Source organism: Streptomyces sp. NPDC038200 (genome assembly GCF_055600785.1).
The window spans coordinates 150313-175286 of the sequence record NZ_JBVJYH010000018.1 but is presented as its reverse complement, the minus strand read 5'-3'; the positions used below and the strand labels follow the sequence as shown (position 1 = coordinate 175286).

Sequence of the window (24974 nt, the reverse complement as noted above, 5' to 3'; positions counted from 1 at the left end):
GCAGGGAGCGACACCGACCGTGGACACATCCGTCGAGCAGATCGTCGAGGCGCTGCGCGAGTCATTGCTCGAGAACGAGCGACTGCGCCGGCAGAACGACCGGATCACCGAGGCGGCGCAGGAGCCCGTCGCGATCGTCGCCATGAGCTGCCGCTACCCCGGCGGCGTCGATACGCCCGAGCAGCTGTGGCAGCTGGTCGACTCCGGCACGGACGCCGTGGGCGACTTCCCCGCCGACCGCGGCTGGGACGTCGAGGGCATCTACGACCCCGACCCCGACGCCCCCGGCAGGACCCATGTGCGCGAGGGCGGGTTCCTCTACGACGCCACCCGGTTCGACCCCGGTTTCTTCGGCATCAGCCCGCGCGAGGCCCTCGCGATGGACCCGCAGCAGCGACTGCTGCTGGAGACCGCCTGGGAAGCGTTCGAGCGCGCCGGCATCGACCCGCACACCCTCAAGGGCAGCCGCACCGGCATCTACGCGGGCGTCATGTACCACGACTACGGCAGCTGGCTCACCGAGGTGCCCGAGGGCGTCGAGGGCTATCTCGGCAACGGCAACCTGGGCAGCGTCGCCTCCGGCCGCGTCTCCTACATCCTCGGCCTGGAGGGGCCCGCCGTCACCGTCGACACCGCCTGCTCGTCCTCGCTCGTCGCCCTGCACCTCGCCGTGCAGGCGCTGCGCACCGGCGAGTGCACCCTCGCCCTCGCGGGCGGTGTGACGGTCATGTCCACCCCCGACACCTTCATCGACTTCTCCCGCCAGCGGGGCCTCGCGCTGGACGGCCGCTGCAAGTCCTTCGCCGAGGGCGCGGACGGCACCGGCTGGGGCGAGGGCGCGGGACTGCTCCTGCTGGAGCGCCTCAGCGACGCCCGCCGCAACGGCCACCGCGTGCTGGCCGTGGTGCGCGGCACCGCCGTCAACCAGGACGGTGCCTCCAACGGTCTGACCGCCCCCAACGGCCCCTCCCAGCAGCGGGTCATCCGCGCGGCCCTCGCCGACGCCCGCCTGGAACCCCGCCAGGTGCACGCCGTCGAGGCACACGGCACGGGCACCCCGCTGGGCGACCCGATCGAGGCACAGGCCCTGCTGGCCACCTACGGTCAGGACCGGCCCGCCGGCGAACCGCTGTGGCTCGGCTCGGTCAAGTCCAACATCGGACACACGCAGGCCGCCGCCGGTGTCGCCGGCGTCATCAAGATGGTGATGGCGATGCGGCACGGGCGGCTGCCCCGGACCCTGCACGCCGAACGGCCCACCTCCCAGGTCGACTGGGCGGCCGGCGCCGTCGAACTGCTCGGCGAGCCCCGCGACTGGCCGGCCGACGGCGAGCCGCGCCGCGCGGCGGTGTCGTCCTTCGGTATCAGCGGCACCAACGCCCACGTGATCGTGGAGGCCGCCCCCGAGCCCGAGGCCCGGGCGGAGGAGCCCTCCTGGGCCGGACCCCTTCCGCTGGTGCTGTCCGGACACGGCGAAACGGGCCTCGCCGCCCAGGCCCGCCGCCTCCACGACCACCTCGTCACCGGCACCGACCCCCTCCCCGACGTCGCCCACACGCTCGCCACCGGGCGCGCCGCGCTGGCCGAGCGGGCCGTCGTCACCGGCACCGGCCTGCCCGCCCTCACCGCGGGCCTGAGCGCGCTCGCGGAGGGGCTCGCGGCGCCGAACGTGGTGCGCGGCAGGCCGGCGGGGGAGTCCCGTATCGCCTTCGTCTTCCCCGGCCAGGGCTCCCAGTGGGCCGGCATGGCCGCCGATCTGCTCGACAGCTCACCCGTCTTCGCCGCGCGCATGGCCGACTGCGCCGCGGCCCTGGCCCCCGTCACCGACTGGGACCTCCTCGAGACCGTGCGGGCCCGGCAGCCGCTGGAACGGGTCGACGTCGTCCAGCCCGCGCTGTGGGCGATCATGGTGTCGCTCGCCGAGGTGTGGCGCGCCCACGGGGTCCGGCCCGCCGCCGTCATCGGCCACTCCCAGGGCGAGATCGCCGCCGCCTGCGTGGCCGGCGCGCTCTCCCTCGCCGACGGCGCCCGCGTCGTCGCCCTGCGCAGCCAGGCCATCGCGCGGGAACTCTCCGGCCGCGGCGGCATGATGTCGGTGGCCCTGCCCGAGGCCCGGGTACGCGACCTCGTCGCCCGCTACGACGGCCGCGTCGCCGTCGCCGCCGTCAACGGCGCCTCCTCCGTGGTCCTGTCCGGCGACGCCGACGCCCTCGACGAACTCCGCGAGACCCTCGTGGCCGGCGGCGACCGGGCCAAGCGGCTCCCGGTGGACTACGCCTCGCACTCCGCGCACGTCGAGTCGATCCGGGAGCGGCTGCTCGCCGACCTGGCGGACGTCCGGGCCCGGCCCGCCGACGTGCCGTTCTACTCCACCGTCACCGGCGCCCGGCTCGACACCACCGGCCTGGACGCCGGCTACTGGTACACCAACCTGCGGCAGAGCGTCCTGTTCGAGCCGACCACGCGCACCCTCCTCGACGCCGGGTACGGGGTGTTCGTGGAGTGCAGCCCGCACCCCGTGCTGCTGCACAGCATCGAGGAGACCGCCGACGCCGCAGGTGCCGAGGTCACCGGCCTCGGTTCGCTGCGCCGTGACGACGGCGGCCCCGAGCGCGTCCTGGCCGCCCTGGGCGAGGCCTTCGTCGCCGGCGTCCCGGTCGACTGGTCGGCCGTGTTCGACGGCACGCCGGTACGCGCCGTCGACCTGCCGACGTACGCCTTCCAGCGCGAGCGGTACTGGCTCGGCCGGTCCACCGGCACCGGCGACGTCACCGCCGCCGGGCTCGAGACCACCGGCCATCCGCTGCTGGGCGCCGCGGTCCCGGTCGCCGAGGGCGGCACCCTGTTCACCGGCCGTCTCTCCACGGCCACCGCCCCCTGGCTCGCCGACCACGCCGTCTCCGGCACCACCCTGCTGCCCGGCACCGCGCTGGTCGAGCTGGCGCTCGGCGCGGGCCACGGCCTGGGCTGCGGGCACCTGGCCGAACTCACCCTCCAGGCACCGCTGGTGCTGCCCGACCGGGGCGCCGTCCAGCTGCAGCTGCACGTGGCCGCCGCCGACGACTCCGGGCACCGCGCCCTGACCGTCCACTCCCGTCCCGAGGGCGCCGACGGCACGGCCTGGACCCGGCACGCCACCGGTCTGCTCGCCCCGCGGACCGCCGCGCCCGCCTTCGACCTCGCGGCCTGGCCGCCGGAGGGCGCCGAGCCCGTACCGGCCGACGACGCCTACGCCCACCTGGCCGGCCTCGGCTACGACTACGGGCCCGCCTTCCAGGGGCTGCGCGCGGTCTGGCGGCGCGGCGACGAGACCTTCGCCGAGGTCGAACTGCCCGTCGAGGCCGAGGGCTTCGCCCTCCACCCGGCCCTGTTCGACGCCGCCCTGCACGCCGACGGCCTGCGCACCGACGGCAGGGACTCCGCCCGGCTGCCCTTCGCCTGGACCGGGGTCTCGCTGTACGCGGCCGGGGCCACCGCCCTGCGGGTCCGGCTGCACGGCGGCGAGACACTCTCCCTCCGGCTGGCCGACCCCACGGGCGCCCCGGTCGCCGAGGTCGAGGCCCTGGTGTCCCGGCCCGTCGACCCGGCCGCGCTCGCCTCCGGCACCCGTACCGAAGACCTGTACCGCCTTGACTGGCCGGTGCTGCCCGTACCCGACGTGCCCGCACCCGAGTACGCCGTCCTGGACGAGCGGGGCCCGGCCGGGCTGGACGCCGTGCCCGCGTGGGTGGTGCTGCGGGCCGGTGGCGACGGCCCCGACCCGCGTCCGGCGACCCAGCGGGTCCTGGCCGCCGTACAGGCGTGGCTGGCCGACGAACGGACCGCCTCCGCCCGGCTGGTGGTGCTCACCCGGGGTGCCGTGGCCGTGGGGGAGGAGGACGTCACCGACCTGGCGGGTGCCGCCGTGTGGGGCCTGGTCAGGGCCGCGCAGGGCGAGCACCCCGGGCGGTTCGTGCTCGTGGACTCCGCCGACCCCGAAGCCGCCGCGACCGCCGCCGCGGCGAGCGAGGAGCCCCAGCTCGCCCTGCGCGACGGCACCGTGCACGTTCCCCGGCTGGCCCGCGCCACCCCACCGGGCCAGGCGCCGTCCCTCGACCCCGACGGCACCGTGCTGATCACCGGCGGCACGGGTGTGCTCGGTGCCCTGGTGGCCCGGCACCTGGTCGCCGGGCACGGGGTACGCCGCGTGGTGCTGGCCGGGCGCAGCGGTACCGCCGCCGACGACTTCGCCGACCTGGACGCGGAGATCGTGGTGGCCCGCTGCGACGCCGCCGATCGCGGACAACTCGCCCGGCTCCTCGCCGAGACACCGTCCGACCGCCCGCTGACCGCGGTCGTCCACCTCGCCGGTGTCCTCGACGACGGCCTGGTGACCGACCAGACGCCCGAGCGCCTGGACGCCGTGCTGCGCCCCAAGGCCGACGCCGCCCGGCATCTGCACGAGCTGACCCGCGACCTCGGCCTCGCCGCGTTCGTCCTGTTCTCCTCCGCCGCCGGCACGGTCGACGGCGCCGGGCAGTCCGGCTACGCCGCCGCCAACGCCTTCCTCGACGCGCTGGCCGCCCACCGCAGGCACCACGGCCTGCCCGCCCACTCCCTCGCCTGGGGGTTCTGGGAGCAGCGCACGGGCCTGACCGCCCACCTCACCGACGCCGACGTGGCACGCATGGCACGTGCCGGCGTCCGCCCGATCCCCACCGAGGAGGGGCTGCGTCTCCTCGACGCCGCCCTCGCCGCCGAGGAGCCGCTGCTGCTCCCGGTCGGCCTGGACCTGGCCGTCCTGCGCCGCGCCGCCGACGTCCCGTCCGTGCTGCGCGGCCTGGTACCCGCACGCGCGCGCCGCACCGCGGCCGCGCGCACGGACTCCGCGTCGCTCGCCGACCGGCTGGCCGTGCTCGGTCCCGCCGAACGCGAGACGGCCCTCATGGAGTTGATCCGCACCCAGGTGGCCGCCGTCCTCGGGCACGGCAGCGACATGACGCTCGATCCGCGCCGCTCGTTCCGCGAGGTGGGCTTCGACTCGCTGACCGCGGTGGAGCTGCGCAACCGCCTCGGCAGCGCGGTGGGCCTGCGCCTGCCCGCCACCCTCGTCTTCGACCACCCCGACGCGGGCGCGCTCGTGAGACACCTGACGACGGAACTCTTCGGCGCACCTGCCGAGGACACCGTGGACGCCGCCGTCCAGGGATCCGACGAACCGGTCGCCATCGTCGCCATGGCCTGCCGCTACCCCGGCGGCGTCAGCACGCCCGAGGACCTGTGGCGGCTGCTCGCCGAGGGCGGCGACGGCATCGGCGCCTTCCCCGCCGACCGGGGCTGGGACCTGGACGCCCTGTACGATCCCGAGCCCGGCAAGGCCGGCCACTCCTCCACCCGGGCCGGCGGGTTCCTGTACGACGCCGCCGACTTCGACCCCGACTTCTTCGGCATCGGCCCGCGCGAGGCCCTGGCGATGGACCCCCAGCAGCGGCTGCTGCTGGAGACGTCCTGGGAGGCGCTGGAGCGGGCCGGCATCGACCCGTACTCCGTGCGCGGCAGCCGTACCGGTGTCTTCGCGGGCGTCATGTACCACGACTACGGCAGCCGGCTGCGCCGCGTTCCCGAGTCGGTGCGCGACTACCTCGGCAACGGCAGCCTCGGCAGTGTGGCCTCCGGCCGAGTCGCCTACGCCCTCGGTCTGGAGGGCCCGACGCTCACCGTCGACACGGCGTGCTCGTCGTCCCTGGTGGCGCTGCACCTGGCCGCGCAGGCACTGCGGCAGGGCGAGTGCGGCCTGGCCCTGGCCGGCGGTGTGTCCGTGATGTCGACCGTCGACACATTCGTGGACTTCAGCAGGCAGCGCAACCTCGCCGGGGACGGCCACGCCAAGTCCTTCGCCGACGCGGCGGACGGCACGGCCCTGTCGGAGGGCGCCGGCATGCTCGTGCTGGAGCGGTTGTCGGACGCGCGGCGCAACGGGCATCCGGTGCTGGCGGTGGTGCGGGGTTCGGCGGTGAACCAGGACGGTGCGTCGAACGGTCTGACGGCGCCGAACGGTCCGTCGCAGCAGCGGGTGATCCGGCAGGCGCTGGCGGCGGCGCGTTTGTCGGCCGCCGATGTGGACGTGGTGGAGGCGCACGGCACGGGGACGACGCTGGGGGATCCGATCGAGGCGCAGGCGCTGCTGGCGACTTATGGTCAGGAGCGGGACGAGCCGTTGTGGCTGGGTTCGGTGAAGTCCAACATCGGGCACACGCAGGCCGCCGCGGGTGTGGCGGGTGTCATCAAGATGGTGATGGCGATGCGCAACGGGGTGCTGCCGAGGACGCTGCACGTGGACCGGCCGTCCACGAAGGTCGACTGGGACGCCGGGAAGGTGCGGTTGCTGACCGAGCGGCGGGAGTGGCCGCGGCAGGGCCGTCCGCGCCGGGCCGGGGTGTCTTCCTTCGGCATCAGCGGCACCAACGTGCACACGATCATCGAGGAGGCACCCGCCGAGCGGTCCGCGCCGGACGCGAACGCGGACCCGGCGCAGGCCCCGATCCTGCCGCTGGTGCTCTCCGGCGCCACCCCCGAAGCCCTGGCCGCGCAGGCCGCACGGCTGCGGACGGTCGCCGACCGGCCGCTGCCCGACCTCGCCCGCTCCCTGGCCACGGACCGGGCCGCCCTCACCCACCGGGCCGCGCTCGTCGCCCGCGACCGGGACGGACTCCTCGCCGGACTCGCCGCGCTGGCCGACGGCACCCCGGCCGACACGGTCGTGCGCGGTCGTCCCGTCGGCGGCAAGGCCGCCTTCCTCTTCACCGGCCAGGGCGCCCAGCGCGCGGGCATGGGCCGCGGCCTGTACGCCGCCCACCCCGCCTTCCGGCAGGCGCTCGACGCGGCCTGCCAGGCCCTCGACGCCCACCTGGACCGCCCGCTGCGGGACGTGATGTGGGCCGAGCCCGGCTCCGAGGAGGCCGGCCTGCTCGACCACACCCTCTACACGCAGAGCGCCCTGTTCGCCGTGGAGACCGCCCTGTACCGGCTGCTGGAGTCCCACGGCGTCCGCGCGGACTGGCTGGCCGGCCACTCCATCGGCGAGCTGACCGCCGCGCACGTCGCCGGCGTCTGGGACCTGACGGACGCCGCCCGGCTGGTCGCCGCGCGCGGCCGGCTGATGCAGGCGCTGCCCGCAGGGGGCGCGATGCTCGCCGTGGACGCCACCGAGGACGAGGTGCTCCCGTACCTCGGGCCCGAGGTGTCCGTCGCCGCCGTCAACGGGCCCCGCGCCGTCGTCGTCTCCGGCACCGAGACCGCCGTGACCGCCGTGGCCGAGGCATTCCCCGGCCGCCGCACCAAGCGGTTGCGGGTCAGCCACGCCTTCCACTCCCCGCTGATGGACCCGATGCTGGCGGAGTTCGAGAAGACGGCCCGTGAACTCCGGTACGAGACGCCCGCGATCCCCGTCGTCTCCGACGTCACCGGAGCACGCGCCGGCGAGGACGAGCTGTGCGACCCCGAGTACTGGGTCCGCCACGTCCGGGAGGCCGTCCGCTTCGGCGACGCCGTCCGCACGCTGGAGGCCGACGGCGTGCGCACCTTCCTCGAACTCGGCCCCGACGCCGTCCTGTCCGCCCTGGGCGCGCACGCCGTCGCCGACGCCGAGCAGTCGGCGTTCGTCCCGGCGCTGCGCCGGGACCGGGACGAGGAACAGACGTTCGCGGCCCTGCTCGGCATCGCCCATGTGCGCGGTCTGACCGTGGACTGGCAGCGGGTGTTCGCGGGCACCGGCGCCCGCCGCACCGACCTGCCGACCTACGCCTTCCAGCGCACCCGGCTGTGGCTGGACGACGCGCCGGACGCGGTCACCGACGCCGCCGGGCTGGGCCAGGCGCCGGCCGGGCACCCGCTGCTCGGCGCCGCCCTGGAACTGGCCGGCGACGGCCGGGTGGCCCTGACCGGCCGGCTGTCCCTGACCACCCACCCCTGGCTCGCCGACCACGCCGTGGCGGGCGTCGTCCTGGTCCCGGGCAGTGCCTTCGTCGAACTCGCCGTCCGGGCCGGGGACCGCACGGACTGCCCGCAGGTGGAGGAACTCACCCTGGAACGGCCTCTCGTCCTGCCCGAGCAGGGCGCCGTCCAGCTCCAGGTCTCCGCCGCCGCCCCCGATGCCGACGGGCGCCGGCACCTGACCGTGCACGCCCGCCCGGAGGGCACCGACGGCGAGTGGACCCGGCACGCCACCGGCGTCCTCGCCCCGCGCGCCACGCCCGAACCGGCCGGCGCCGCCGAGTGGCCACCGGCGGGCGCCGTACCCGTCGACGTCACCGGCACCTACGACCACCTGGCCGAACAGGGCTACCATTACGGCCCGTTGTTCCGCTGCCTGCGCTCCGCGTGGCGGCTCGGCGACGAGGTCTGTGCCGAACTGGCCCTGCCCGACGCCGACGCGGCCGACGGCTTCGGACTGCACCCGGCCCTGCTCGACTCCACGCTGCACGCCATCGACCTGCTCGACGGCCAGGACCCGACCGTGATGACGCTGCCGTTCTCCTGGGAGGGCGTCGCCCTGTACGCGACCGGCGCCACGGCGGTGCGGCTGCGTCTGACCCCGCACGGCACCGACCACATGACCCTGCGCCTGTACGACGCCGCAGGAGCGCCCGTGGCCGAGGTGACGTCGCTGCGCATCCGCCAGGTGACCGCCGAGCAGCTGACCGCGGCCACACCGGCCCCCGGTGACCTGTTCCGCGTGCGCTGGACCGAACTGCCGGTGACCGCCGACGGATCCGCGCCCGCGCCCCGGACGCTCACCCTCGACCGGGCCCCGGACGCCGATCCGCCGGTGCGAGCCCGCGCGACCGCCGTACGGGCACTCGCCGCACTGCGCCGGCACCTCGCCGAGGCGCCGGACAGCGAGCCGCTGGTGGTCCTCACCCGGTCCGCCGTGGCCGTCCACGCCGACAGCGTGCCCGACCCGGCCGAGGCCGTGATCTGGGGCATGGTCCGGGCGGCGGCGGTCGAGCACCCCGGTCGCTTCGTGCTCGTCGACACCGACGGCGCCCCCGCCTCCGACGTCGCGCTCCCCGCCGCCGTGGCCGCCGGCGCACCCGAACTCGCCCTGCGGGCAGGCACGGCGTACGCCCCGGAACTGGCCCGGACCGCACAGGCGGCCGAGGCCCAGGCGCCCGTCCTGGACCCGCACGGCACCGTCCTCGTGACCGGGGGCACCGGCAGCCTCGGCCGGCTGCTGGCCCGGCACCTGGTCACCCGGCACGGCGTACGGCATCTGCTGCTGGCCGGCCGCACCGGGCGGCTGCCCGAGCCCGGCGCCCTGGACGACCTGGCCGCCCTGGGCGCCACCGTGACCGTCGCCGCCTGCGACGCCACCGACCGGGACGCGCTCGCCGCCCTGCTGGCGTCCGTCCCGGCCGAACACCCGCTGACCGCCGTGGTGCACGCCGCGGGCGTCCTGGACGACGGGCTGCTCACCGACCTCACGCCTCAGCGGCTGGAAGCGGTGCTGCGCCCCAAGACCGACGCCGCCTGGCATCTGCACGAGCTGACCCGCGACCTCGGCCTCGCCGCGTTCGTGCTGTTCTCGTCCGCCGCCGGCACCCTGGGGGCGGCCGGGCAGGCCAACTACGCCGCCGGGAACGCCTTCCTGGACGCCCTGGCCGCGCGACGCCGCGCCGAGGGGCTCCCGGCTCTCTCGCTCGGCTGGGGACTGTGGGACACGGGGGAGGGCATGGCGGCCGGGCTCGGCGCGACCGAACTGCGCCGGCTGGCCCGCGACGGAATCCTGCCGCTGCCCGCCGACCGGGCGCTGGCCCTGTTCGACCGGGCGCTGACCGCCGACCACACCCCGGCCGCCGACCGGGCCCTGCTGCTGCCGGTCCGCGTCCAGGTCACCGAGGACGCTCCCGCCCTGGTACGGGGGCTCGCTCCGGTGGCCGTACGCCGCACGGCCCGGGCGGCGGCGGACGCCGCGCCGGCGTCCGCCGAGGCGCTGCCGCAGCGGCTGGCCGGGCTCGCCGCCGCCGACGCCCTGCGGCTGCTGACGGACACGGTGTGCGGCCATGTCGCCGACGTCCTCGGACACGGGTCCGGCGGCGCCGTCGACCCCCAGCGCTCCCTGGGCGACCTGGGCGTGGACTCGCTGGCCGCCCTGGAACTGCGCAACCGGCTCGGCGCCGACACCGGGCTCCGGCTGTCCACCACGCTCACCTTCGACTACCCGACCTCCGAGGCCCTCGCCCGGTACCTCTTCGCGGAACTGGGCGGGGACGCCTCCGCCGACCTGGTGGACGTGGAGGCCGAAGTGGTGCGCCTGGAGACGGCGCTGGGCGCCGCGCTGGACTCGGCCGCGCTCGACGAGGAGCAGCGGGCCCGGGTGGCCGCCCGGCTGCGCACGCTCAGCGCGCGCTGGGAGGACAGCGGACGGTGGCGGGAGAACGGGACCGCGGACGCCGGCGGTGCGGGGCTGGAGACGGCCACGGCCGATGAACTCTTCGGCATCCTGGACGACGAACTCGGCAGCTTGGGCTGAGGCCCGCGCCCGCACGGGCGGGCGGAGCGCGGCCCCGCCGGTGACATCACCGGCGGGGCCGCGCTCCGCGTAGGGGACGAGAAGAGTGAGCGCTCTCAGATCGACACGACGACAGGACGGGCTCTCAGCCCGTGGACGAGTGAGTGCTGGCCCAGCGGTCCGACAGCTTGGGGATGCGATGGTCCAGCATCTTCGACGGCAGTTCCGAACGGTTGGCCACGTTCAGCTTGCGGTAGACCCGGGTGAGGTGCTGCTCCACCGTGCTGATCGTGACGTGCAGGCGGGTGCTGATCTCGCGGTTGGTGTACCCGAGCGCGGCCAGCCCCGCGACCCGGCACTCGGCGTCGCTGAGGATGGCGGGGCCGCCCTCGGACCCGGAGGTCTCGGGCCGTACCGGATCCTCCAGCAGATGCGCGTCGACCGGCGACTCGATGCGGCACGCCTCGGCCTCCCGTGCCGCCTGCCGCGCCACCAGCCGGGCCCGCGCGTACTCGCCGAGCTCGTAGTGGGCCGCGGACAGGTCGGCGTACGCCTGGGCCAGCGCGTACCGGTCGCCGCATGTCTTGAGCAGGTCGATCGACTCGCGCAGCAGCGAGGCCCGGCGGTGCGGCTTGCAGGTCGCGGCCAGCAGACGCAGGGCCATGGCCCGGGCGCGGGAACTGTGGCCGCCGGGCAGCCGCAGCTGCTCCTCGGCCCACTCCCGGGCCGTGCGGGCCTTGCCGATCCGCAGGTTGGCCAGGGCCAGGTCGGACCGCCAGGGGATGCCCTTCTGCAGGCTGGGGTTGCCTTCCCGGAGCAGCCGCCCGCAGGTCTCGAAGTCGTTGAGCGCCGCGAAGGGCCGGTCGGTGGCGAGGTAGTGGTGACCACGGGCGCGCAGGTACTGGATGCCGAACACGGTCCGGAACATGGGTTCGGGCACATCGTGCTTGAGCAGTTGCTCGGCCTCGTCGTAGGAGCCCATGGCGGTGTGCGCGGAGATCGCCGTCGACAGGGGCAGGCCGATGAGCACTCCCCAGCTCTGGGCGTGCAGTGTGCCGAGGGCGGCGAGCGTGCCCTGGGCGGCGGTGGTCACGTCCCCCTGGAGCAGGGCTATCTCCGCCCGGATGCTGCCGAGCAGGGCCTGCCATGTGGTCGCCCGGCGTTCCAGGGCGCACCCCAGCAGCGTGTCGCAGGCCTCGGCGGCGACCGCGGGCCGGTCCGCGTGGGCGATGGCGAGCAGGGACATGGCGACCAGTTCCAGGTTCAGGTGGTCCAGTTGGTGTCCCTGGACGGCCTGGGCGACGGCCGCCGCGGACTCGTCGGTGGCCTCGCCGCCGATGAGTGCCGCCAGCCGGGCGGCCAGTCCGCCCGTGTCGGTGGGAGCCGGGCGGCGGCGGGGGTCGGTGCCGGTGGCCGGGGTGCTCTTGCCGGGGAGCGCCACGCCGTAGAACCACTGCCGTACGAACTCCACCTCGGCGACGATCTGGGCGTCGGCGGGCGACTGCGCGGGGACGAGGGTGGCCACGGCCTGGGCGGCCAGTTCGGTGTCGCCCCGCCACAGCATGTACCGCAGGACGGTGGCGGTGTCCCGCATGTTCAGGTCGCCGTCGAGCGCGGCCCCGCGCAGGGGTTCCAGGTGAGGGGCGGCGGCTGCGGGGTTGGTGCGCCACTGGGCGCGCGCGAGCGCCACCGACAGGGCATGGCGTTCGCGTTCGTCGGCGCAGTCGCGCAGGACCAGGCCGAGGTAGGCGGTGCACGCCTCCACGTCGTCGGCGGCCAGGGTCTCCTCCGCGGCGGCGCGCAGGATCCCCGCGCCCCAGCCCGCCGGGACCAGGTCCGCGAGACGGAGGTGACGTGCCACCTCGACGGCGGGTGCGCCGGAACGATACAGCACGTGGGCGATCCGGCCGTGCAGGTCGGTGCGTGCGGCGGCGGCCATGTCCTCCAGGACCGCCGCGGCGGCGGTCGGGTGGCGGTAGGCACAACCGTCCAGCAGTCCCGAGGAGTTGAGCAGGTCGACGGCTTCCTGGGTGCCGGCCGGGGTGGTGCCGGCCAGCTCTCCGACGGCGACGGTCTCCGCCAGCGGGCCGAGCGCGGCCAGTACCCGGGCCACCCGGACATGGCCCGCGTCGCCGCGGTGCAGCAGCGACAGCACGGCCTGGCGGTAGGAGGCGCCGGCGATGGGCCCGCGGATCTCGGGCGCGAAGCGCGTGCTGTCGTCCAGCAGCGCGTGCACCAGCAAGGGGCTGCCGGCGGTGGCCCGGTGGTAGGCGGCGCCGATGTGCCCCGGCAGGGACCGTCCCGCCTGTGCGGCGAGCAGTTCGCCGACGCTCGCCTCCGACAGCGGAGCCAGGCGTACCCGTCGGTGGGGCTGGCGGAGGAGTTCCGTGTGTGCGGGCGAGCGAATCTCGCCGAAGTGCCCCGACGTGGCACACACCACGAGCACCCGCCGGGAGCGGCTTCGGTGCAGCAGGCCGACGAGCGTGTACAGCGAGGCACGATCCATCGTGTGGGCGTCGTCCACGGCGATGACCAGGGGGCGTTCCTCCCGGACGAGGTCCAGGAGAGCCTCGTTCGGCCGGTCTCCGGCGGGCGCCCGGACGGCATTGTGCTCGGGGTCGGCGGAACGGCGATTTTTCGCCGGGAAGTTCACTTCCGCGGGGGCCGGGTGTGAGAGCGCGCACTCCGCATCCGCGTTCCGCAGTAATTGCTGCACGAGGCTCATCGGGCGATCCCGATCGAACGAGCAGGCCGTACCCGTCAGTATGCACGCGCCGGTGCCGTTCAGTGTGGTGAGGAATTCATGCAGGAGCTGGGTCTTGCCGGATCCGGGACCGCCCGTGATGATCACGAGCCGGCCGTTTCCCCGCGCGCTCTCGGTGAACACCTCACCCAAGGCCCGGAGTTCTCTTGAACGGCCGAAAAGGTGCATCGTGGGTCCCCCCTAGATTCATTTTTCCAAGCGAGGTCGTGCCCCGTTTCCCGCGTGACGAGGCGGCGTCGTGCGACGGTGCGTGAAGAGTTTGTGAGGATGGCGGCGCTGCCGCAAAGGCGGCGCGCCGAGTCGCTCCTGGGCCGGCCGGACAGCTCCTGACCGGCCGCGCAAGGTCAGTCCATCGGCCGGTGTGGCCGCTGCTCGCGCCGCGAGAGAGGCGTCGCATCCCCTGGTCTCCCGTTTTTGCCGCGTACCGCGGGTGGCTCTCGACGCCGCCATGCATTGATGTGCCGTTGCTTACCGGCGGTACAACCGCGAGGCGGCCTGAAATCCATGGACCGAATGTTTTCGGCCAATTTCTGGCCGACTTCCATTCGGAGTGTCCATGTTTTTGCCGGCCGAGTGCCGAATTAGAGATTAGATGCTCATATCAGGCAGAGACGCTATCTGTCCAGGCCAACGTTGTCAACTGCTGACCTATGTGGCCCCATCCCTACTCTCCGGATGGTCCGCCGAGGCGTCCTTTTACAGTCCTGTGATTTACCGGATGGTTAAGAAAGGATCCGGGCGCGGGCAATCGTGACATCGGTCACGGGAAAGCGCTTCCGGTGCCCGTACGGGCAACGCGGCTTTTCCGGTGCGGCCGGGCGCCGGACCGGTCAGGGAAGGATCGCGTCGATGTACCCGCCGTCGACCCGCAGGGCGCCTCCGGTCGTGGCCGACGCCTGCTCGGAGCTGAGGTAGACGACCATGTGGGCGATCTCCTCCGGCTCGATCAACCGCTGCAGCAGGGACTGGGGACGGTACTCGCGCATGAACGCACGCTGTGCCTCGTCCCACGGCAGGTCCCGGTCGACGAGTTCGTATACGAAGTCCTCGACGCCGCCGGTGTGCGTGGGTCCGGCGATGACGGAGTTGACCGTGACGCCCGTGCCCGCCGCCTTCTTGGCGAAGCCGCGGCTCACCGCGAGCAGTGCCGTCTTCGACATCCCGTAATGGATCATCTCCGCGGGGATGACCACCGCCGAGTCACTGGCGATGAACTGGATCCGGCCCCAGCCGCGCGCGGTCATGCCCGGCAGATACAGCCGGGTCAGCCGTACCCCGGCGAGCACGTTCACCTCGAAGTAGCGCCGCCACTCGTCGTCGGTGATCTCCAGCGGGTCGGCGGTGCCGAAGACACCGAGGTTGTTGACGAGGATGTCCACCTCCGGCAACAGCTGCGCCACCCGGGCCGCGCCTTCCTCGCCGGACACATCGGCGGCCACCGGAACCAGCTCGGCACCGGGCGCCTCCCTCGCCAGTGACTCCACGCTCTCGGCGACCCGCTGTTCGTCACGGCCGTTGATTCCCACGCGGGCCCCGGCCCGGGCGAGCGCGACGGCGATGGCCGCCCCGATGCCCTGCGTCGAACCGGTGACCAGTGCGGTGCGTCCTGTGAGGTCGAGATGCATGGGCGGACGGGTTCCCTTCGTGCGCGCCTGGATGCCACGGTCCGTCAAGTCTGGCCGCCCGGACCGCGGAACGGGCGAAGGACGCGAGCGGGATCGGCCGTTCGGGCGCCCCGGCCCCGCTACCGTCCGTGGAGCGCCTTGTGGGCGCCGTACGCCTCGATGAAAGCCTGGACCGTCTGCAGGTTGCCCGCGAAGGACATGGATCGCCACTTCGCCTTCCTGCCGTCGACGAAGACGAGATCGAGCCACACGCTCAGGCTGACCGCCGAGCTGCCGGAGGAGCTCTGACCGGCTGCCTTGAGCGTGATCTCGCTCAGATCGCAGAAGGTGATGATCGTCAACGGTTTGCGGTCGTGTGCGTACTCGACGACGCACTCGTGGGTGATGACCAGCAGGGGGTCCGGGTCGTGCGAGGTGCCGTGGAAGAAGCCGGACACTTTCCCGCGTCTTTTCGTGAAGACCCGCCAGTCGGTCGGCACGGGCCCTTGGCGTGCCCGGTCGAGGATGGCTCGGGGGTCGAGCATGATGCCTCCGGTGTGCTCCTCCCGGGCGACTGGAGCGGGCCGCGCCGCGTCGGTGTGTCGTGCGCGGACCGCGGGGCGGCCGGCTGCCGCGGCGGCTCAGAGGTCCAGGACCGTTTCGGTGGTCGGTTCGCTGCAGCACACCAGGACGGTGCCGGCTTCGGGAAGGTCGAGGGGCGGGGTGGTGTAGGTGATGTCGCCCGACAGGAGAGGGGTGACGCAGGTGTGGCAGACGCCGGTGCGGCAGGACCAGCGGGTCGGGATGTCGCAGGCTTCCGCGAGGTCGAGGAGCGAGGGGTGCGCGGGTGACCAGGCGGTGGTGATCCCGCTGCGGGCGAAGGTGACGAGGGGACCCGTGCCGGGCGGGCCGTCGGGCTCGTGGGGTCTGACGGTGGCCGCGGACCTCACCCCGGGGTTGAGCGCGGGGAGCGCGCTGAACTGCTCGGTGCGGATGCGGTCCGGGCGCAGGCCGGCCTCGCGCAGACGGGCTGCGAGGTCGTTCATGAAGGAGGCCGGCCCGCAGAGGTAGGCGTCGGCGTCGGCCGGAATGCCCGTGGCCGCGAGCGCCGAGGCCGTGGGGCGTCCTCGGGTCACGTGGGCGTCGGACCGGTCGCACGGCGGGGCGGCTTCGGCGGTGTAGAAGATGTGCTCGTGTGCGGCGGGCAGCCGGGCCAGGAGCGCGTGGGCCTCGTCCGCGAAGACGTGACGGGCGCGGTCACGGGCGACGTGGATCCACCACACGGGCGGTGGGTCCGGCAGGGCGGTGAGCCGGTGGAGCATGGCGAGCACCGGCGTGACGCCGATGCCCGCGGAGGCGAGGACGACCGGGCGCACGCCTTCCTCCAGGACGAACGTCCCGCGGGGGCTCGCGATGTCCACGAGGTCGCCCGGGTGCAGCGTGTCGTGGATGTACGCGCTGACCTTTCCGTGTGCCTCGTGTTTGACGCTGATGCGGTAGGTGCCGGCGTCGGGCGCGGCGGACAGGGAGTAGCTGCGCACGGTCGGGGCGGTGTCGCCGAGGGCGAGGCGGATGGAGAGGTACTGGCCCGCAGGCGCCGTGGGCAGGGGAGTGCCGTCGGTGGTGTGCAGGTAGACCGACGAGACGGTGGGTGTCTCGGGGACCACACGGGCGACGCGCACGGTCCGGAAGCCCGGCCACCCCGGCACTCCACCGGGCTGTCGGTCGCCGCCTCCGTCCGGCCGTCCGGGTCCCTGTCCGGGCTGTGCGCCTCGGTCCGGGCTTCCGGGTTCCTGTCCGGCCTGCCGGGCGGCGGCCAGTTCGCGGAAGGACTGCTGCCATCCGGGGCTGAGGGCGGGGATGTCCAGTGCCCTGCGCAGCTTCGCGGGGTCGCGGTCGGGGAGGTAGAGCAGTGCGTCGGTGTCGGCGACGCTGAGTCCTCCGGGACCCCTGCGGGTCAGAATGATCTCGTCGCCCGCCCGGACGTGCCCCTCGGTGATCACCCGCAGATAGAAGCCGGGCCGGTGGTGGGCGACCAGCAGGGAGGCCATGGCCGGTTCGCCCAGGCGCATCCCGACGCGGTAGCAGGTGACGCGGGGCTGGGTGACCTCGAACTCGGCCTCGCCGATGCGGTACCGGTCGCCGATGCACACCTCGTCGTCCGGCAGCCCGTCGACGGTGAAGTTCTCCCCGAAGGCACCGAAGGCGAGGTCGTCGCGGCCGAGGTGGGCGCGCCAGTGCCGGTAGGACTCGAGCTGGTACACGAGCACGGCCCGGATCTCGCCGCCGTGCCCGGCCAGGTCTCCCTGGCCGTCTCCGTCGACGTTGAGCCGGTGCACCATCCGGGGCCCGGCCACAGGGGACTTCCAGGCACCGGTGTGCACGGTCCTTCCCTGCCAGGAGACGTCCTTCGGCATCCCCACGTTGACGGACAGCAGCGTCGCCATCGCGGACCTCCTGCGGGTGGCCGGCCGGGGCAGCCCCTCATGGCGCTGTGCTTGTGCGCTCGGGCCGATCCTAGTTCCAGTGCCGGTGGCGCCGCGATTCCGCACGGCCGCCCGCACGCCGTTCGTGCCCGGCCTGCCCGGTGCCCGGTGTCCGTCGTCCGTGCCCCTGCCCGGCCTGCCCGCCGCGCGCCTTCCGCCCGCCGGAGCGCCCTCCCTCGGCGCCACTCGAACAGGCGTGCTCGGGGCGTCAGCACCGTCGCCGGGTGCCCACCCGGCGCGGCTCACCGACAATATGAGGTATGACGCCAGGAACCCCCGGTTTCGGCGACGGGCCCCTTGATGACGGACCGGCCTTGGCGGATCTGCGGGTCGTCCTCGCCGACGACGACGTCCTGCTGCGCGAAGGACTGGCCAGCCTGCTGCAGCGCTCGGGCTGCGCGGTGGTGGGTCAGGCCGCCGACGCCGCCCAGCTGATCGACGTGGTCCGGCAGGCCGAGCCCGGACTGGTGGTGGTCGACATCAGGATGCCGCCGGGCCAGTCCACCGAGGGACTGGACGCGGCCCGCACCATCCGACGTGAGTTCCCGGCCATCGGCATCCTGGTCCTGTCGGCGCACGCCGAGGTGGAGCACGCGATGGAATTGCTGGCCAGCGGCCACGGCGTCGGCTACCTGCTGAAGACCCGCGTGGGTGACGTACGGGAGTTCCTGGAGGCACTGGAGCGTATCGCCAGGGGCGGGTCGGTGGTGGATCCGGCGCTGGTGCAGGAACTGGTCACCGCCCGGCACAGGGCGGATCCGCTGGCCGTGCTCAGTTCCCGGGAGCGCGAGGTGCTGGAGCTGATGGCGGAGGGCCGGTCCAACGCCGGCATCGGGCGTCGGCTCTGGGTGACCGAGGGCACGGTGGAGAAACACGTGCGCAGCATCCTGGCCAAGCTGGACCTGCCGGAGACCGACGACGACCACCGGCGTGTCCGGGCCGTGATCACCTACCTGGAGGCCCGTTGACCGGGTCCTCCCGGCGCCGGTCGTCCGCCCCGGCGAGCAGGGCACGGACGGCGTCGCCCGACAGGGCCGTCTTGGACAGGTAGCCCACCGCGGGGCTGGCCTCGATCAGATCGGCGAAATCCTCCTCGGCATGGCTGGAGATCAGGATCACCGAGAAGGGCGCATGGCCGGCCTCGCGTTGGAGCCGGCCGGTCAGCTCCAGACCGCACTCGACACCGAGGTCGATGTCCACCAGGGCCACGTCCGGCCTGAGCTGCGCCGCGAGCCGCAGTGCCTGGGCACTGTCGGATGCCACGCCCACGACGGAGACGCCCTGGTCCTCCAGCAGACTCCGGGCGGCGCTCAGGAAACACGGGCTGTCATCCACGATCAGGCATCGCAGCATGCCTCCAGAATCCCAGGGCGGCACCCGGTCGGCATTCCTGCTAGCTGGATGCGGAGCCCGTCCGCCCCTGCATTCGGCAGGCGGACGCCCGGCGATCAGCATGGGCGGGCCCTCGCCGCCGGGCGGACGGGGCGTCGCCGTGAACGAGGCCGGGCGATGCCCACCGGCCGGGCTCCGCCCCGGCTGGGGCCGTGCGACGTCAGCCGTGCTCGTGGCAGCGGAGGACGAACGTGGAACGGCCTTCGACCTCCACCTCGCTGCCGCCCTTGATCAGGGGCCGGTACTCCGTATGAGGGATGGCCGTGTCCACTTCCACCGCCCACCAAGGGCCGAGTTCTTCGGGGACGGCGAAGGAGAGGGCCTGGCTGTGGGCGTTGAAGAGGAGGAGGAACGAGTCGTCCTCCACCCGCAGCCCTCGGAGATCCGGCTCGGTGATGGCCTTGCCGTTGAGGTGGACCATCAGGGACCTGGCGAAACCGGTGTCCCAGTCGGTGTCGGTCATCTCGCGTCCGGCGGGGGTGAACCAGGCGATGTCCTTCTCCTCGGGACGGGCTTCGTGCGAAGCGCGTCCCTTGAAGAACCGTCGCCGGCGGAAGACCGGGTGATCGCGACGCAGGGTGATCAGTTTCCGGGTGAAGTCGAGCAGTTCGCTTCCTTCGGTGACATTCGACCAGTCGATCCAGGTCAGTGCGTTGTCCTGGCAGTAGGCGTTGTTGTTGCCGCGCTGCGTGCGGCCGAGTTCGTCACCGTGGAGCAGCATGGGCACGCCCTGGGAGAGCAGCAGGGTGGCGAGGAGGTTGCGCTGCTGGCGGGCGCGCAGGGCGAGGACGTCCCGGTCTCGGGTGGGGCCTTCGGTGCCGCAGTTCCAGGAGCGGTTGTGGTTCTCGCCGTCGCGGTTGTCCTCGCCGTTGGCCTCATTGTGTTTGCCGTCGTACGACACGAGGTCGCGCAGGGTGAAGCCGTCGTGCGCGGTGACGAAGTTGACCGAGGCGTAGGGACGCCGGCCGTCGTTCTGGTACAGGTCGGAGGAGCCGGTCAGGCGGGAGGCGAACTCGCCCAGCGTGCCGCCCTCGCCCCGCCAGAAGTCGCGCACGGTGTCGCGGTACTTGCCGTTCCACTCGGTCCACAGCGGAGGGAAGTTGCCGACCTGGTAGCCGCCGTCGCCGACGTCCCAGGGTTCGGCGATGAGCTTCACCTGGGAGATGACGGGGTCCTGCTGGACGAGGTCGAAGAACGAAGACAGTCGGTCGACCTCGTGGAACTGGCGGGCGAGCGTGGCGGCCAGGTCGAAGCGGAAGCCGTCGACATGCATCTCGGTCACCCAGTACCGCAGCGAGTCCATGATCAGCTGCAGGGTGTGCGGATGGTTCATCCGCAGGCTGTTGCCGGTCCCGGTGGTGTCCCAGTAGAAGCGCGGATCCTCTTGGGACAGTCGGTAGTAGGCCGCGTTGTCCAGGCCCCGCAGCGACAGCACCGGTCCGAGGTGGTTCCCCTCGGCGGTGTGGTTGTAGACGACGTCGAGGATGACCTCGATACCGGCCTCGTGCAGGGTCTTGACCATCGAGCGGAACTCCTGCACCTGCTCGCCCCGCTGCCCCGACGAGCAGTAGGCGTTGTGCGGGGCGAAGAAGCCGATGGTGTTGTACCCCCAGTAGTTCGACAGGCCCTTCTCCACCAGTGCGTGGTCCTGGACGAACTGATGGACGGGCATCAGCTCGACCGCGGTGACGCCCAGCTTGACGAAGTAGTCGACCATGGCCGGGTGCGCCAGCGCGGCGTAGGTGCCGCGAATCGCCTCCGGGATGGCCGGGTGGGTCTGCGTCATGCCCTTCACATGGGCTTCGTAGACGACCGTCTCGTGGTACGGAGTTCGCGGCGAGTGGTCGCTTCCCCAGTCGAAGTAGGGATTCACCACCACCGACTTCGGCACGTACGGGGCGGAGTCGAGGTCATTGCGTCGCCCCAGGCCGCCGAAGTGGTAGGGGAACAGCGCCTCGTTCCAGAGGACCTCGCCTTCGATCGCCTTGGCGTACGGATCGAGCAGCAGCTTGCTCGGGTTGCAGCGTTCACCGCGCTCCGGCCGGTACGGTCCGTGCACGCGGAACCCGTAACGCCGGCCGGGGCCGACGTCCGGCAGGTGGATGTGGTGGATGAAACCGTCGACCTCCGTCAGCGGTACGCGTTCCTCGGTGCCGTCCTCGTCGAAGAGGCACAGCTCCACGCGCTCCGCCGCCTCGGAGAACACGGCGAAGTTGGTGCCGGCGCCGTCGAAGGTGGCCCCCAGTGGCGCCATGCGCCCCGGTCGCGGGCCGACCTCCATGGTGTCCTGCCAGATACGCATGGCCCCGCCCCTCCCGACATGGCCGGCGGGCAGCCCGCACGGCGCAGGTCTCCTTGTGCCCGTGTCCGCGGTGAGCATGCCCCCGTGTCCGCGGTGAGCGTGCCCCCGTGTCCGCCCGGCGACGGCCGGTGCCGGGGAGGGGGCCGCCTGCGCGGTGCTGCCACCTCGGACGGAGGAGGCGCGCCCGGCTCAGAGCGGTGAGCGGCTGCGAGGCACCCGAGCCAACGGGCTCACGAGCCCGTGCAACTGGTCGAGCGCGTCGCGCAGTACCGGCCGGTCTTTCGCGGCGGCCGTCACCAGTACCTGCTCCAGAAGCTGGCGGCGCCGTTGACGCATCGCTTCTAGGACGCATTTCCCGGCGCCGGTGAGACAGATCTCCCCCGAGGGCAGGCGGCGCACCAGCGTGCGCTGTTCGAGCTGGTCGAGCAACTCGGCCGCCCAGGAGCGACTGACGCCGAGGGCGTCCGCGACCCGCCCCGCATCGCTCGGCGTGCCGCCCAGCGCGAGCAGACCGCGCATCTGCGCGTCGGACACCGTGGGAGCGACGTCCTCATGAGCCCGCTGGAACAACTCGATCATCGATTCGGCCACGTGCTCCGCCGCAGACTCGGCTTCGGCAGCTTCGGGATCCAGTGGCATGGCGTTCCCCTTCCGTGATGCCGTCAGATCCCCCTGCATACCCGCCCGATGACAGGTCAGCCCCGCCCTCATGTTCGAATGGGCTGTGAGCTGGGACGAAACGGAAGCAATGTGCCACTTCGAGCGGTCATTCGGGTGACGGAGCCGTCCCGGGAGGGCCGCCCGGCCGGTGCCGGGCGACACTTCGGGCGAAGCCTCACGGGGACTGCTCATGCCGGGTGATCGCGGTGATCAGGCTGTCGACGATGTCGTTGTCGGAGGCGGTCCCGTGAGCCTCGGCGCCTTCGAAGACGGCGGCCTCGGCGCTGCGGGGGAACATGGCCTGTTCGTATGCGGTGAGCGCGGCCTCGAGGTCGTCGGGGTGCGCGGCGAGGGCCTTGCCGAGTTCGGCGCCGTCGAGCATGGCCAGGTTGGCGCCTTCGCCGTTCGGGGCCGCGAGGTGGGCGGCGTCGCCGAGCAGGGTCACCCCCGGCACCCGGTCCCACCGGTGCCCGGCCGGCAGAGCGTGGAGGGGACGCAGGACCGGCGCGGTGTCGGCGTCGGTGATCAGCGCGGTGAGCTGCGGCGCCCAGCCGTCGAACTCCGCGGCGATCCGAGCGGTGGCCACGGCCGCATCGGTGAAATCGATGGCGGCGAACCAGTCCTGCGGCTCGGACAGCCCCACGTAGGCGTGCAGGGTGTCGTTCTTTTCCCGGTGAGCGAAGATCTCCCTGTTCGGCATGTGCGCGATCATCGACCCGCCGCCGACCGCTTTCGCGGCGGCCGGGTGCCGGGTGTCGGCGTCGAACAGGTAGGTCTCGACCACCGACTTGCCGATGTACTCGGGTGTGGCGGTGGAGAGCAGCGGCCGGACCCGTGACCACGCGCCGTCCGCGCCGACCAGCAGGCGGGTGGCGATGGTGCTGCCGTCGGCGAAGGTCACCTCGTGGCGCCCCTCGCCGAGGGTGCGGGTGCTGCTGACCTTGTGCCCCCACCGGACGGTGCCGGCCGGGAGCGAGTCGAGCAGGATCTGCCGCAGCTCGCCGCGCATCACCTCGGGGCGCCCGCCGTCACCGTCGTCGGGTATGGCGAGCCGGACGGTCCCGTCCTTGTCGAGGACCCGCATCGTCTCGCGGCCCTCCAGGATGAGGCCACGGAACTCGTCCATCAAGTCGGCTGCTTGGAGGGCGAGTTGTCCGTTGTAGTCGTGGATGTCGAGCATCCCGCCCTGGGAACGCGCAGCCGGGGAGGGCTCCGCCTCGTAGACCGTGGCCGGTATTCCGTGGACGTGCAGGACGCGGGCGAGCGTGAGGCCGCCGAGCCCGGCGCCGATGATCGTGACGTCGGTGGTCATGGGGACTTCCTTCCGGACCGTGGGTCGCTGGGCGGACCCCGGCGGGTCACGCCGGGAGCGCCGCTTCGGCGAGTCGGGACGATGCGATGCCGGTGGCCGGTGCCGTTGACGGCCGACGTCGCAGCACCGACTCTCCCGGCAGCCGTCGACAGATCACCGACAGATCACCGCCTACCGCCGACAACCACCCGACACCGGCCCGGTCCGGCCCTGGAGGACGCCCCGGAGCCGAAGCACACCGCGCTGCGGACCTCGGTGGTGCGGCACGGCACCGGGAGGCGTCGGTGACCGACGACGCGCTGCCGCCGAGCGAGTCCTGCGGGCCGCCGACGGCCACGCCGGTGGGCTCCGCCGACGTCATCGGGTGATCGGCGGGGCGCCGGTCGCCGCGAGCGAGATGTCCCAGAGCCGTGCGGCGGAGCCGGGCGCGAGGGCGTACGCGCGGACCCCGCCGTCGTCCATGGGAGTGCCGGGGGCGGCGACGGGTGCGACCTCGCAGTCTTCGAGGTAGAGGCCGCCGCGGCCGTCGAGGAGCGGGGACGTGGCGGCCCACAGGCCCGTGGCGGCGCCCTGGGCGGGAGTCTTGAAGCCTGCGCCGATCACCTGGCCGTGCTCGTCCACCCAGCCGCGCTCCATCTGCTCCCGGAGCGTCATGTCGCGCTGGAGACCAGTGATGATCTTGCCGGGGTGGAGGGCGAACGCCCGGACGCCGTCGTCGCGGCCGAGGGTGTCGAGATGCACGGCGAACAGGACGTTGGCGGTCTTGGACTGGCCGTAGGCCAGCCACTTGTCGTAGCCGGTGCGGAAGTGCGGGTCGTGCCAGCGGATGTCGGTCAGAGCGTGCCCGGCGGAGCTGTTGACGACGACGCGCGCACCGTCGGCGGCGGCGAGCAGCGGGTACAGCGCGCAGGCGAGTGCGAAGTGGCCGAGGTGGTTGGCGGCGAACTGGCTCTCCCACCCCGGTCCGACGTGCCGCTCCGGGCCGGCCATGACGCCCGCGACGGCCATCAGGAGGTCGAGCCGGTCGAGGGAGTCGCTGATCCGTGCCGCCGCGGCGCGTACGTCGGCGAGGTCCGCCAGGTCCATGGGGACGACCTCGCAGCCCTTCACGTCCGCGAGCGCGGCACGCGCGACGACGGGCCGGCGTGCCGGCACGACGACCCGGGCTCCGGCGGCTGCCAGGGCCCGGGTGGTCGCCAGGCCGAGTCCGGAGTAGCCCCCGGTCACGACGGCGGTCGCACCGGACAGATCGAGGCCGGCCAGGACGTCCTCGGCGGTGGCGGCGGCGGAGAAGGGCGAGCCGAGCGGCTGCTGAGCAGTGGTGGTCATGGCGGCGACGCTATGATCTGGAGCGCGGTCTAGATCAAGTCGTAGCCTGGCGGCATGACGACTGCCGAGACCCGCGAGGAGTCCCTCAGCATCGGCGAGACGGCCGAGCGGACCGGACTGAGCGTGCACGCCCTGCGCTTCTACGAGCGTGAGGGTCTGCTGGTCGGACCGGTCCGGCGGACCTCCGGAGGCCGGCGCCGCTACAGCGCCGTGGACGTCGACTGGCTGCTCATCTGCGTCAAGCTCCGCGAGTCCGGAATGCCGCTCGCCGATCTGAAGCGGTTCGCCGAACTGGTGCGCAGAGGTCCGGGCAACGAGCCGGAACGCCTGCGGCTCCTCGATGCCCACCAGCAGCGCGTCGACGCACAGATCCGGGCGCTTCAGGAGTGCCGTTCCGTCATCGCGTGGAAGGTCGGTGTCTACGCCGAGCACCTCGCCCGCGGTGCGGCCGAAGGGCTCTGGGACCCGACGGCCTGAAGCGGACGGGACATCGACACCCGGTGTCGCTGCCGGGCCCTTCGTGCCGTCGTCCCGCGTGTACTGCTGCCACCTGCAGTGCGGCCGTTCCGGCTGCCCGGTAGTGGGGTTGGGCGCTGGCCTCGAAGACGTGCGCGGGCGCCGGAGGCCAACATGGGG

At 73.3% G+C, this 24974-nt stretch carries 12 protein-coding genes; 3 read left to right on the top strand and 9 right to left on the bottom strand.

Features of this window, described 5'->3' with window-relative positions; translation table 11 throughout:
* Positions 1-19: 19 nt before the first annotated feature.
* Positions 20-10510, top strand: a complete 10491-nt coding sequence (locus tag ACZ7KF_RS30935; RefSeq protein WP_471082238.1) for an SDR family NAD(P)-dependent oxidoreductase — start codon at positions 20-22, stop codon at positions 10508-10510.
* A gap of 124 nt (positions 10511-10634) precedes the next feature.
* Here ACZ7KF_RS30935 and ACZ7KF_RS30930 read toward each other — a convergent pair whose 3' ends face one another.
* From ACZ7KF_RS30930 to ACZ7KF_RS30915, 4 genes are all read right to left on the bottom strand, one after another.
* Positions 10635-13421, bottom strand: a complete 2787-nt coding sequence (locus ACZ7KF_RS30930) for a helix-turn-helix transcriptional regulator (protein ID WP_471082235.1) — start codon at positions 13419-13421, stop codon at positions 10635-10637.
* Positions 13422-14083: 662 nt separating this feature from the next.
* Positions 14084-14878, bottom strand: a complete 795-nt coding sequence (locus ACZ7KF_RS30925; protein WP_471082232.1) for an SDR family NAD(P)-dependent oxidoreductase — start codon at positions 14876-14878, stop codon at positions 14084-14086.
* A 119-nt stretch (positions 14879-14997) separates the two neighbouring features.
* Positions 14998-15402 (bottom strand): hypothetical protein, encoded by a 405-nt coding sequence (locus ACZ7KF_RS30920; RefSeq protein WP_471082229.1) that lies wholly within the window; start codon positions 15400-15402, stop codon positions 14998-15000.
* 96 nt (positions 15403-15498) lie between these two features.
* Positions 15499-17304, bottom strand: coding sequence for an MOSC domain-containing protein (locus ACZ7KF_RS30915; RefSeq protein WP_471082226.1), 1806 nt, complete (start codon positions 17302-17304; stop codon positions 15499-15501).
* A gap of 299 nt (positions 17305-17603) precedes the next feature.
* Between ACZ7KF_RS30915 and ACZ7KF_RS30910 the strand changes: the two genes are divergently transcribed.
* The gene (locus tag ACZ7KF_RS30910; protein WP_471082223.1) at positions 17604-18311 is read left to right on the top strand and encodes a response regulator; all 708 of its coding nucleotides are present in this window, start codon (positions 17604-17606) and stop codon (positions 18309-18311) included.
* Here the strand turns inward: ACZ7KF_RS30910 and ACZ7KF_RS30905 are convergent.
* From ACZ7KF_RS30905 to ACZ7KF_RS30885, 5 genes are all read right to left on the bottom strand, one after another.
* Positions 18289-18696 (bottom strand): response regulator, encoded by a 408-nt coding sequence (locus tag ACZ7KF_RS30905; RefSeq protein ID WP_471082220.1) that lies wholly within the window; start codon positions 18694-18696, stop codon positions 18289-18291. The two genes, ACZ7KF_RS30910 and ACZ7KF_RS30905, sit on opposite strands and share 23 nt — an antisense overlap.
* 199 nt (positions 18697-18895) lie before the next feature.
* On the bottom strand, positions 18896-21037 hold the full coding sequence (gene glgX, locus ACZ7KF_RS30900; RefSeq protein ID WP_471082217.1) for a glycogen debranching protein GlgX: 2142 nt from the start codon (positions 21035-21037) through the stop codon (positions 18896-18898).
* Between the two features lie 189 nt (positions 21038-21226).
* A complete protein-coding gene (locus ACZ7KF_RS30895) occupies positions 21227-21676 on the bottom strand; it encodes a hypothetical protein (RefSeq protein WP_471082214.1) in 450 nt (149 codons plus the stop codon).
* Between the two features lie 196 nt (positions 21677-21872).
* Entirely contained in the window at positions 21873-23009 is a 1137-nt protein-coding gene (locus ACZ7KF_RS30890) for an FAD-dependent oxidoreductase (RefSeq protein ID WP_471082211.1), read from the bottom strand.
* A 357-nt stretch (positions 23010-23366) separates the two neighbouring features.
* Positions 23367-24338 (bottom strand): oxidoreductase, encoded by a 972-nt coding sequence (locus ACZ7KF_RS30885; RefSeq protein ID WP_471082208.1) that lies wholly within the window; start codon positions 24336-24338, stop codon positions 23367-23369.
* Between the two features lie 54 nt (positions 24339-24392).
* Here ACZ7KF_RS30885 and ACZ7KF_RS30880 point away from each other — a divergent pair, with 54 nt between their 5' ends.
* Positions 24393-24815 (top strand): MerR family transcriptional regulator, encoded by a 423-nt coding sequence (locus tag ACZ7KF_RS30880; RefSeq protein ID WP_471082205.1) that lies wholly within the window; start codon positions 24393-24395, stop codon positions 24813-24815.
* Positions 24816-24974 lie beyond the last annotated feature (159 nt).

What these genes read in the sequence shown, in the direction of transcription:
- ACZ7KF_RS30930 (WP_471082235.1), bottom strand. Translation starts at nt 13,421, where the DNA reads ATGCACCTTTTCGGCCGTTCAAGAGAACTCCGGGCCTTGGGTGAGGTG.
- ACZ7KF_RS30925 (WP_471082232.1), bottom strand. Translation starts at nt 14,878, where the DNA reads ATGCATCTCGACCTCACAGGACGCACCGCACTGGTCACCGGTTCGACG.
- ACZ7KF_RS30920 (WP_471082229.1), bottom strand. Translation starts at nt 15,402, where the DNA reads ATGCTCGACCCCCGAGCCATCCTCGACCGGGCACGCCAAGGGCCCGTG.
- ACZ7KF_RS30915 (WP_471082226.1), bottom strand. Translation starts at nt 17,304, where the DNA reads ATGGCGACGCTGCTGTCCGTCAACGTGGGGATGCCGAAGGACGTCTCC.
- ACZ7KF_RS30910 (WP_471082223.1), top strand. Translation starts at nt 17,604, where the DNA reads ATGACGCCAGGAACCCCCGGTTTCGGCGACGGGCCCCTTGATGACGGA.
- ACZ7KF_RS30905 (WP_471082220.1), bottom strand. Translation starts at nt 18,696, where the DNA reads ATGCTGCGATGCCTGATCGTGGATGACAGCCCGTGTTTCCTGAGCGCC.
- glgX (WP_471082217.1), bottom strand. Translation starts at nt 21,037, where the DNA reads ATGCGTATCTGGCAGGACACCATGGAGGTCGGCCCGCGACCGGGGCGC.
- ACZ7KF_RS30895 (WP_471082214.1), bottom strand. Translation starts at nt 21,676, where the DNA reads ATGCCACTGGATCCCGAAGCTGCCGAAGCCGAGTCTGCGGCGGAGCAC.
- ACZ7KF_RS30890 (WP_471082211.1), bottom strand. Translation starts at nt 23,009, where the DNA reads ATGACCACCGACGTCACGATCATCGGCGCCGGGCTCGGCGGCCTCACG.
- ACZ7KF_RS30885 (WP_471082208.1), bottom strand. Translation starts at nt 24,338, where the DNA reads ATGACCACCACTGCTCAGCAGCCGCTCGGCTCGCCCTTCTCCGCCGCC.
- ACZ7KF_RS30880 (WP_471082205.1), top strand. Translation starts at nt 24,393, where the DNA reads ATGACGACTGCCGAGACCCGCGAGGAGTCCCTCAGCATCGGCGAGACG.